The 9,150-nt window shown below is 74.0% G+C and carries 9 protein-coding genes; 4 read left to right on the forward strand and 5 right to left on the reverse strand.

Annotated features, from left to right (window positions below; all coding sequences use genetic code 11):
• Positions 1-32 precede the first annotated feature (32 nt).
• Positions 33-350 carry a YkvA family protein gene (locus ACFU74_RS33845; protein ID WP_380763822.1) on the reverse strand — a complete coding sequence of 106 codons (318 nt, stop codon included), beginning with the start codon at positions 348-350 and terminating at the stop codon, positions 33-35.
• Between the two features lie 147 nt (positions 351-497).
• Positions 498-1,016 carry a phosphoribosyltransferase gene (locus ACFU74_RS33850; protein ID WP_380763838.1) on the reverse strand — a complete coding sequence of 173 codons (519 nt, stop codon included), beginning with the start codon at positions 1,014-1,016 and terminating at the stop codon, positions 498-500.
• Positions 1,017-1,178: 162 nt separating this feature from the next.
• Here ACFU74_RS33850 and ACFU74_RS33855 point away from each other — a divergent pair, with 162 nt between their 5' ends.
• Positions 1,179-2,054 (forward strand): NAD-dependent protein deacetylase, encoded by an 876-nt coding sequence (locus ACFU74_RS33855; protein WP_380763824.1) that lies wholly within the window; start codon positions 1,179-1,181, stop codon positions 2,052-2,054.
• A gap of 307 nt (positions 2,055-2,361) precedes the next feature.
• Positions 2,362-2,820, forward strand: coding sequence for a nuclear transport factor 2 family protein (locus ACFU74_RS33860; RefSeq protein WP_380763826.1), 459 nt, complete (start codon positions 2,362-2,364; stop codon positions 2,818-2,820).
• 39 nt (positions 2,821-2,859) lie between these two features.
• Here ACFU74_RS33860 and ACFU74_RS33865 read toward each other — a convergent pair whose 3' ends face one another.
• On the reverse strand, positions 2,860-3,462 hold the full coding sequence (locus ACFU74_RS33865; RefSeq protein ID WP_380763828.1) for a GNAT family N-acetyltransferase: 603 nt from the start codon (positions 3,460-3,462) through the stop codon (positions 2,860-2,862).
• A gap of 420 nt (positions 3,463-3,882) precedes the next feature.
• On the opposite strand from ACFU74_RS33865, the gene fabV reads away from it, so the two are divergent.
• Positions 3,883-5,100 carry an enoyl-[acyl-carrier-protein] reductase FabV gene (fabV, locus tag ACFU74_RS33870; protein WP_380763830.1) on the forward strand — a complete coding sequence of 406 codons (1,218 nt, stop codon included), beginning with the start codon at positions 3,883-3,885 and terminating at the stop codon, positions 5,098-5,100.
• 42 nt (positions 5,101-5,142) lie between these two features.
• Here the strand turns inward: fabV and ACFU74_RS33875 are convergent, their stop codons facing one another.
• Together ACFU74_RS33875 and ACFU74_RS33880 are read right to left on the reverse strand one after the other, a co-directional pair.
• Positions 5,143-6,528: an erythromycin esterase family protein gene (locus tag ACFU74_RS33875; protein WP_380763832.1), complete on the reverse strand. Its 1,386-nt coding sequence runs from the start codon at positions 6,526-6,528 to the stop codon at positions 5,143-5,145.
• Positions 6,529-6,716: 188 nt separating this feature from the next.
• A complete protein-coding gene (locus ACFU74_RS33880; protein WP_380763834.1) occupies positions 6,717-6,980 on the reverse strand; it encodes a hypothetical protein in 264 nt (87 codons plus the stop codon).
• 358 nt (positions 6,981-7,338) lie between these two features.
• Here ACFU74_RS33880 and ACFU74_RS33885 point away from each other — a divergent pair, with 358 nt between their 5' ends.
• The gene (locus ACFU74_RS33885) at positions 7,339-9,108 is read left to right on the forward strand and encodes an oleate hydratase (protein WP_380763836.1); all 1,770 of its coding nucleotides are present in this window, start codon (positions 7,339-7,341) and stop codon (positions 9,106-9,108) included.
• The last annotated feature ends 42 nt before the right edge of the window (positions 9,109-9,150 follow it).

The following is a 9,150-nucleotide window of genomic DNA, read 5'->3' on the forward strand; positions in this document are numbered from 1 at the left end:
GGCTGGGGGCGGCCCCCAGCCCCGGCGGCCGGTCAGGCCGGTCCGTACCGGTCGGCGCCGCCGGGTCCGCCGGGTCCGCGCGACGCGTGCCCGACCGCCTTGTGCAGGGTGCGCAGGGCCACCAGGAGCAGCCCGATGTCGTCCAGCAGGACCGGGTCCGGGAGCAGGTCGACGGGGCTGACCAGGTAGGCGACGGACGCCCAGAACAGGACCTTGGCCGACATGGGGACGCCGGTCGACGCCAGCAGCCTCCGCGCCCGGACCAGCTTCACGACCAGGACCACCGCGATCGCCAGGGACACGGCCACCAGCGCGCCGCCGACCCACCACAGAACGCCGCCACCGTCCACCGGCCCACCTCCCGCTCGCTCCCGCACGACCCGCCCCCGGCGGGCGGTGCGGCCCGGGCGGGCCCGCGCGGCTCACCGGACGGCCCTGCCCAGGGTACGGAAGACGCCGGGCGGACGCCGAACGGTCCGGCCGGGCGCCTCCTCCGGTCAGGCGTCGAGGACCCCGCCCGCGCGCCTGACGACCGGCGCCTCGGTCGACCACGGGAAGTTGATCCAGTCGTCGGTCCGCTTCCACACGTACTCGCACTGCACGAGGCTGTGCGACTTCTCGTAGATCACGGCCGAGCGCACGTCGGCGACGTGGCCGAGGCAGAAGTCGCGCACCAGCTTCAGCGTCTTTCCCGTGTCGGCGACATCGTCGGCGATCAGGACCTTCTTGTCGGTGAAGTCGATCGCCTCGGGAACGGGCGCCAGCATCACCGGCATGTCGAGGGTCGTGCCCACCCCCGTGTAGAACTCGACATTCACGAGATGAATGTTCTTGCAGTCCAGCGCGTAGGCCAGGCCGCCCGCCACGAACACACCGCCACGGGCGATGCTCAGGATGAGATCGGGCTCGAACCCGTCATCCGCCACCGCCTGCGCCAGCTCGCGCACCGCCCGACCGAACGTCGGATAATCCAGGACTTCTCGTACATCGCTCACCCGCACATTCTCCCCCGTCATCGACCGGCCGACGGACACCGGCACATGCGACCACCATCACGGCAGGAAATTCTTCGGCCACGACCCCCTCAAGTGGGGTCACTCCACCGACCGGAGACGAAGATTCTTTCGTCCCGGCCCGGTACCCCGGCCGACCGGCCCGGCAGGGCTACCCTCGGCGGTATGGAAGCCTCGGACACCGGTGCCCCGGAGCACCCCGTCGGCGCCGCCGAGCTCGCTGGCCTCGCCGGGCTGGTGGGAATGCTGGAGCGGCGCGACGCGGTGGTGCTCAGCGGGGCCGGGCTGTCCACCGAGTCCGGCATCCCCGACTACCGGGGTGCCACCGGTCGCCGCCGCACCGGGACGCCGATGACCTACCAGGAGTTCATCGGCGGCGAGGCCGCCCGCCGCCGCTACTGGGCCCGCAGCCACACCGGCTGGCCGCTCTTCGCCCGGGCCCGGCCGAACGCCGGGCACCGCGCGGTGGAACTCCTGCGCCGCTCGGGCCACGTCGGGGCGGTCATCACCCAGAACGTCGACGGACTTCACCACGCGGCCGGCACCCGCGAGACCGTGGAACTGCACGGCGGGCTCGACCGGGTCGTCTGCCTCGACTGCCGGAGCACCAGCTCGCGGTCCGAACTCGACCGGCGCCTGGAGGAGTTGAACCGCGGCTTCCGTCGGCCGGGGGCCGTGCTGCGCCCCGACGGCGACGCGCAGCTGCCGCAGGAGCTGGTGAACGGCTTCCGCGTCGCGCCCTGCGCGGACTGCGGCGGCGTGCTCAAGCCGGACGTGGTGTTCTTCGGCGAGAACGTGCCCGCCGCCCGGGTCGAGCGCTGCTGTGAACTGGTCGACGCCGCCGGCTCGCTGGTGGTCCTCGGCTCCTCGCTCACGGTCCTGTCCGGCCTGCGCTTCGTACGCCGTGCCGCCCGCGCACGGCTGCCCGTCGCCATCGTCAACCAGGGCCCCACCCGCGGCGACGACCTCGCCGCGCTCCGCCTCGACCTGCCGCTGGGGCCGGCCCTGACCGAGGCCGCCCGCCTGCTCGGCGCCGGCTGACACCGGCGCTCCGGTCCCGAGAGCGCTCGACGGCTCACGCGCGCTCGACGGCCGCCTCGGTCCGGGGCGCCGAACGCCCGGCTCCGATCGCTCCGACGGATCGTGCGCGGCTCCTCCAACCGGGTACACGGAAGCCTCGCGGAGCCCGTCCCTTCCGAGAGCCCGGTCCCACCCGCTCGCACCCGCTCCCTCCCGCTCCCGGCCGGGCATGACCTCGGAGGTCATCGACGCACGGCGGGACCCTCGGGAAGGATGGCGACCACCGCGCCGGAAGACGGTGCGGACCATGGACGGGGAGGAACCTCGGATGACCGCGACGAAGCCGACGACGACCGCCGGAACCCGAGCCGTGCTGGAGGAGCTGCTGCGCCGGATCGGCGAGGGCGACCCGGAGCGCATCGCCGAGCTCTACGCGCCGGAGGGGGACTGGAAGCTGGACTGGCCCGAGGAGGAGCACGGCCGAGCCGACACCCCCTGGATCCGCCACCGCACCACCCGCGCCGACGCCGCCGCGCACTACCGCGCGCTCGCCGAGCATCATGTGCCCGGCGCCGACGCGACCGCGGTCGAGCGCATCCTCGTCGACGGCGACGACGCCGTCGTCCTCGGCGAGATCCGCCGGACCGCCCGCTCCACCGGCCGCCCCTACCGCGCCCGCTTCGCCCTCCACCTGACCGTCGAACAGGGCCTGATCACCCGCCACCACGTCTACGAGGACAGCCTCGCCGTCGCCCGCGCCTTCGCCCCCGCCACCCCGGCCCCCTGACCGGCCCGCCCCGGCGGCCTGGCGCGAGGAGCCCGGAGGTCAGGCGTCCCAGGCGCGGGGGCGCTCCAGGGCCTCCCAGTCGGTGCGGAGCAGGGAGAGCACTGCGAGGTCGTAGCGGCGGCCCCGGTGGAAGCAGGCGGAGCGGCTGACGCCCTCGGGCACGAATCCGGCCCTGGCGAGCACGGTGAGTGCGGCGCCGTTGTCCGTGTGGGTCTCCACCGCGAGGCGGTGCAGCGGGAGTTCGCCGAAGGCCAGGTCGACGAGGGCGTCGAGCGCCGCCGTGCCGTAGCCGCGGCCGCGGTGGCCGGGGCCCAGCACCAGCTCCACGTGGGCCGTCCCGTTGACCATGTCCTGGTCGGTCAGCGCGATGTGGCCGATCGGGACGCCGCTCGGGAGCAGGACGAGGAAGTCGTCACGGTCATCGTTGTCGCGGTCGCGCTCGACGCGCTCGCGCAGCTCGGAGAGCGACCGCGGCCAGAAGCCGATCTCGTGCGCCGCCTCCGGGTCGGAGCGCCAGCCCTGCAGCAGTTCGGCGTCCTCGACGTCGAGTACCGCGAGGCCGACGGACGCGTTGCGCCAGCTGATCACCCGCGCTTCCTCGTCGTCGAAGTCCGTGTCCGTGGTCACGCCGTCCTCGGTCATGGGCGGATGCTACCGGGCGACTACGCACGGGGCTGCCGGAGGGGCGGCGACCGCACCGACCCGTTCGTCGCCGGCAACGGGCACCGGGCACCGCGGCCGGACTGCGGGTGCGCAACGCGCTGCTGAACCGGCGCCGGATCCTCGGCCGGATGCCGGAGCCGGGCGAGCGGGTCAGCAGCCTCGACCCGCCCGACTGCGCGGCCGGGTCGTCGGGCGCCGCCCCGGGTCCCCGGCACGGGGCCGCTCCGGCCGGCTCCCCGCGGGCGCACCGTGGTGGGAACACTCCAAGATCGACCGGTGATCGTTGTCCCCGACGCGGGGCCCGGCCCGGCCGGCTTCGGCGCAGACTGGCGGAGCGCGACGGCCCGGGCGGCCTCCGCGCCCCCTCCTTGCCGACCTCGGACCCAGGGACCCACCGTCATGGACTCGCGCGTTCTCACTCCCCGCAACCGGGGCTTCCTCTTCCTGGACTCCCATCCGGCGGGCTGCCGCCGGGTGGTGGCCGACATGTGGGAGGACTGCCCCGCCGCACCCGGCCTGCCGCCGGAGGACGCGGGGCCGGTGGCGCTGGTCATCGGGTCCTCCGCCGGATACGGCCTCGCGGCCACCGTCGCCGGACTCAAGCGGGCCGGCATCCGGGGCATCGCGGTGTCCTTCGAGAAGGCCCCCACCGAGCGGCGCACCGCCACGGCGGGCTGGTACCGCACCTCGGCCACCGCCGAACTCGCCCGCGACGCCGGGCGGGACCTGGTCTTCCTCAACGGCGACGCGTTCTCCGACGCGATGAAGGAGCAGGTCGCCGACCTCGTCGAGCGGCGGTTCGGCGGCAGCCTGGACTACCTGGTCTACTCGGTGGCCGCGCCCCGGCGCACCGACCCCGGCTCCGGTACGACGTACTCCTCCGTCCTCAAGCCGATCGGGCGGGCCGACCGCACCAGGACGCTGGTCTTCGACGACCGGGGCGCCCCCGAGGTCCGCGAGGTGGAGACCGGACCGGCCGAGGGCGACGACATCGAGCAGACCGTGGCCGTGATGGGCGGCGCGGACTGGGAGCGCTGGATCGACCGCCTCGCCGTCCGGGGGCTGCTGGCCGACGGCTTCACCACCGCCGCGCTGTCGTACATCGGCTCTCCGCTGACCGCGGCGATCTACCGCCAGGGCACCATCGGCGCGGCCAAGGCCCATCTGGAGGCCACCGCCCGGACGCTGGACGAGCGGCTCGCCAGGACCGTGCGCGGGCGGGCCGTGACCTCCGTCAACGGCGCCGCCGTCACCCAGTCCTCCACCGCCATCCCCGGCATCGCCCTGTACACCGGGCTGCTGCGCGGCGTCCTCGGCGAGGGCATGGTCCCGCCCGTCCTTCAACTGGCCGAACTGTGGGACCAGTTCACCGGCGCGACCCCGCTCGCCCTGGACGAGGAGGGCCGGATCCGGCTGGACGCCTGGGAGTTCGCCGACGGCGTCCAGGCAGCGGTGGCCGAACGCTGGGACGCCGCGACGACCGGGACCGTCGCCGCACTCGCGGACCTCGACTGGTTCCGTGCCGAGGTCCAGCGCCTGTACGGGTTCTCGGTGCCGGGCGTCGACTACTCCGCCGCGGTCGCCACCGACGTCCCCTGGCCGGGCCGCACCTTCTGACCCGGCCCGCCTTCCGACCCGGCCGCTCCTCCTGGCCCGCGGTCAGAGCTTGCGGGCCGCGTGCACCTCGTTGAGGTGGATCAGCACGTCGTAGGCCCGGCCGACGGCGAGGCGCGGCATCGGGTCGCTGATGTAGACCGAGCCGGCGTCGTAGGTGGGGCGGCTGACGTCCAGCCAGTCGCGGGCCGTGCGCGGGAGGGTGCGCAGGTCGACGTAGTAGTCGCGGTGGCGGACCCGGTCGAGGGTGTGCTCGTTCATGTCCGGCGTGGCCGGCGGCACGGTGACGGTCTTCCAGCCGCCGGTCAGCACCTCGTCGTTGGTGAGGAAGGAGCCGCTGCCGAAGGTGAAGCCGATGGCGAGGTAGCCGCTGCCGTAGGCGTCGCGCAGGTGGGAGCCCTGCGGCTCGGGGTACATGAAGGTGTCGGTGGCGAGGTAGCCGGTGTGCCCGTTGTGCGCCGACAGCAGGACCTTGCCGCCGGTGCGGCGCTGCCACCACGCGGTGTTGTCGGCCATCGCCCGGTCGCGCAGCTGCTCCGCGGCGGAGACCGAGGCCGGGTCGGCGATGTCGAGGGCGGCGAAGGCGAAGGTCTGGGCGATGTTGCGGGCGTGTTGCACGGCCCATTCGTACGCTTCGTCGCCGGGGGTGCCGCTCGCGGCGACCAGGTCGAGCGCCTGCTGGGCCCCGGCGGAGTTCTCCCGGCGCTCGGCGAGGGGCCTGCCGAGGTAGGCGATGGTGTCGTCCAGGGGCCGCAGGCCCGCGTAGAGCCCGTCGAGCGCCGGCAGCGCGTCCGGCCGGGCCTGGCGGACGTAGGAGGCGACCCGCTCGAAGACGGCGTCGCCGAGCCCGGGGGCGCCGATGTCGTCGCCCAGGAAGTGGAGCGGGCGCTGCGGGCGGCTCAGGTTGTACGCGCGCATCCAGGAGATGAGGTCGGCGAACTCCTCGCGCTCCCAGGGGCTGCCGCCCAGCGCGTCCTTGACGACCTGCCGCGCGTCGCCGGGGCCGCCCTGGACGTACGCGTCGACCAGCAGTCCGCTGGTCCAGCTCGTCTCCAGGGCGAAGGTGGTGAAGCCCTTCTCCTCGACGAGGTGTCGGAAGAGCCGGTGCTTCATCGCGAAGAACTCGTGCGAGCCGTGCGTCGCCTCGCCGAGGCCGACCACCTCGGCGTCGCCGATCATCGCCGCGAGCGCGCGGAGGTCGGTGCTCGGGCCGCCGGGCTCCGTCGTGCGCAGCGGGCGGGCTGCCCGGTCCAGGGCCCGTACGACGGCGGTGTGCCGGGCGCCCTCCGCCTCCGCCGTGACCGCCGGCTGCCCCATGGGCTGTCCCACCGGGGCGGCGACCGCCGCCACCGGGGCCAGCACGGCCGCCGCCGCCACGGCCGCCGTCGCCGCCAGCAGTCCCCGCCGCCCGATCCGCTCGCTGTCCGCCATCGCTGTGTCCGCTCCTCAACTCGTAGGTCCCGGGATTCCGGTGAGTTGATCATCACGGTGGCGGCGGTGGCGGCGCGCTGGGGACGGCCCCCGACTTTCCTGGGGGTAGCCCCCCGGCCGGATTCGGCGGCCGTCCCCCGGCCCGGAGACGGCCCGCCGTCCGTTACGGGGGCGTTCCAGGGGCTGCGTCACAGGGCGCGCAGGGCCCGCTCGCACTCCCGGCAGCGCTGCTCGGCGAGCGCCGGCGGGTACCAGGGCTCGCCCAGGCCCGGCCGGAAGTGCGCGTGCTCCATGTCCCCGGTGTCCCGCCCGCACAGGGTGCTCGGCAGCGGGTCCTCGGGCACGTCGGGATCCGATCCGGCGGCGTGCACGGCCGCCACGGCGGGCTCGACCCCGTCGGGGCCGAGCACCCGGGCGGGTTCCAGCTCGTAGAGCACGACGATCGAGGCCATGGCACGAGGATCGTCCGCCGCGGCCTCCCGGACACCCCGGGGTGGGCTGTTCGTGGGCACTCGTGGGCACCCCGCCGGGCAGCGGGCCCTCCAGTGCCCGGCGCCGCAACGGCCCGAACCGGGACCAAACGCCCGGGCCGCCAGGGACCTCCGGGCCTCGAACCAGGTCCCGGTGGGCCGCTCCGCCGCTCCCTGCGGCGCGGCAGGCTGGTGAGCACGGCGCGCAGCGCTGCCGTCCTGGCCGTCGCGGGTCCTCACCCGTCCGGACCAGCCGCGTTGCCGCCGAAGAGGCCGTTGGCGAGCGTGGGCGAGGCATGCCGGCGCGCGGACGGCCGGCTCACCGATCGAAGGAGTGCACGTGTACTGGAGCAGCGGTAACTACGAGGCGTTCGCCCGGCCGCGCAAGCCCGAGCGGGCCGACCGGGCGAGCGCCTGGTTCGTCGGCTCGGGCCTGGCCTCGCTGGCGGGGGCGGCGTTCCTGGTACGCGATGCGCAGGTGCCCGGCGAGCGGATCACCGTCCTGGAGCGGCTGCGGCTGCCCGGCGGCGCGCTGGACGGCATCAAGGAGCCGGAGAAGGGCTTCGTGGTGCGCGGCGGCCGGGAGCTGGAGGACCACATGGAGTGCCTGTGGGACCTCTTCCGCTCGGTGCCCTCGCTGGAGGTCGAGGGCGCCTCGGTGCTCGACGAGTTCTACTGGCTGAACAAGGACGACCCGAACTTCTCGCTCCAGCGGGTCACCGAGCAGCGTGGCCGGGACGCCCGTACCGACGGGCTGTTCGCGTTGAACGACCGGGCGCAGAAGGACCTGGTGCGGATCTTCCTGGCCACCCGTGAGGAGGTCGAGGGCAAGCGGATCGACGAGGTCTTCGGCCGCGACTTCCTGGACAGCAACTTCTGGCTGTACTGGCGGACCATGTTCGCCTTCGAGGAGTGGCACGGCGCCCTGGAGATGAAGCTCTACCTGCACCGCTTCGTCCACCACGTCGGCGGGCTGCCGGACCTGTCGGCGCTGAAGTTCACCAAGTACAACCAGTACGAGTCCATGGTGCTGCCGCTGACCCGCTGGCTGATCGACCAGGGTGTGACGTTCCGCTACGAGGTCGAGGTCACCGACATCGACTTCGACCTCACGCCCGGGCGCAAGCGGGCGACCCGGATCCACTGGACCGAGGCGGGGAAGCCCGGCGGGGTGGAACTCGGCGAGGACGACCTGGTGTTCACCACCATCGGCTCGCTCACCGAGAACTCCGACAACGGCGACCAGCACACCCCGGCCCGGCTGAACGAGGGGCCGGCGCCGGCCTGGGACCTGTGGCGGCGGATCGCCGCCAAGGATCCGGAGTTCGGCCGCCCCGAGGTGTTCTGCGGCAACATCCCGCAGAGCAAGTGGGAGTCGGCGACCGTCACCACGCTGGACCCGCGGATCCCCCGGTACATCCAGCAGGTCGCCAGGCGCGACCCGTTCGGCGGCGGGGTGGTCACCGGCGGCATCGTGACCGCCCGTGACTCCTCCTGGCTGCTGAGCTGGACGGTCAACCGGCAGCCGCACTTCAAGCAGCAGCCGGCCGACCAGGTCGTGGTCTGGCTGTACTCGCTGTTCGTCGACCGGCCGGGCGACTTCGTCCGCAAGCCGATGCAGGAGTGCACCGGTGAGGAGATCGCCCAGGAGTGGCTGTACCACCTGGGCGTGCCCGAGGCGGAGATCCCCGGGCTGGCCGCCGAGGCCGCCCGGTGCGTGCCGGTGATGATGCCCTACGTCACCTCGTTCTTCCTGCCGCGCAAGGCCGGCGACCGGCCGCAGGTGGTGCCGGAGGGGGCGGTGAACTTCGCGTTCATCGGCCAGTTCGCCGAGACCGGGCGGGACTGCATCTTCACCACCGAGTACTCGGTGCGCACCGGCATGGAGGCGGCCTACCGGCTCCTGGACGTCGAGCGCGCGGTCCCCGAGGTGTTCAACTCGACCTATGACGTGCGCAAGCTGCTCGCGGCGACCAGCCGGCTGCGCGACGGCGCGGAGTTGAGCCTGCCCGGGCCGGAGTTCCTGCGCAAGCGGCTGCTGCACCGGATGGAGGCGACCGAGGTCGGCGCGCTGCTGGAGGAGTTCGGGCTGATCGACGGGGGCCGGTAGCCGTACGCCGACCGGCCCGGCGGGTCCGCGAACCGCTCCGGG

It is taken from the genome of Kitasatospora sp. NPDC057500 (assembly GCF_042802195.1).
Taxonomy (GTDB): Bacteria; Actinomycetota; Actinomycetes; order Streptomycetales; family Streptomycetaceae; genus Kitasatospora.

What these genes read in the sequence shown, in the direction of transcription:
- ACFU74_RS33850 (WP_380763838.1), bottom strand. Translation starts at nt 1,016, where the DNA reads ATGACGGGGGAGAATGTGCGGGTGAGCGATGTACGAGAAGTCCTGGAT.
- fabV (WP_380763830.1), top strand. Translation starts at nt 3,883, where the DNA reads ATGGACTCGCGCGTTCTCACTCCCCGCAACCGGGGCTTCCTCTTCCTG.
- ACFU74_RS33855 (WP_380763824.1), top strand. Translation starts at nt 1,179, where the DNA reads ATGGAAGCCTCGGACACCGGTGCCCCGGAGCACCCCGTCGGCGCCGCC.
- ACFU74_RS33875 (WP_380763832.1), bottom strand. Translation starts at nt 6,528, where the DNA reads ATGGCGGACAGCGAGCGGATCGGGCGGCGGGGACTGCTGGCGGCGACG.
- ACFU74_RS33880 (WP_380763834.1), bottom strand. Translation starts at nt 6,980, where the DNA reads ATGGCCTCGATCGTCGTGCTCTACGAGCTGGAACCCGCCCGGGTGCTC.
- ACFU74_RS33865 (WP_380763828.1), bottom strand. Translation starts at nt 3,462, where the DNA reads ATGACCGAGGACGGCGTGACCACGGACACGGACTTCGACGACGAGGAA.
- ACFU74_RS33860 (WP_380763826.1), top strand. Translation starts at nt 2,362, where the DNA reads ATGACCGCGACGAAGCCGACGACGACCGCCGGAACCCGAGCCGTGCTG.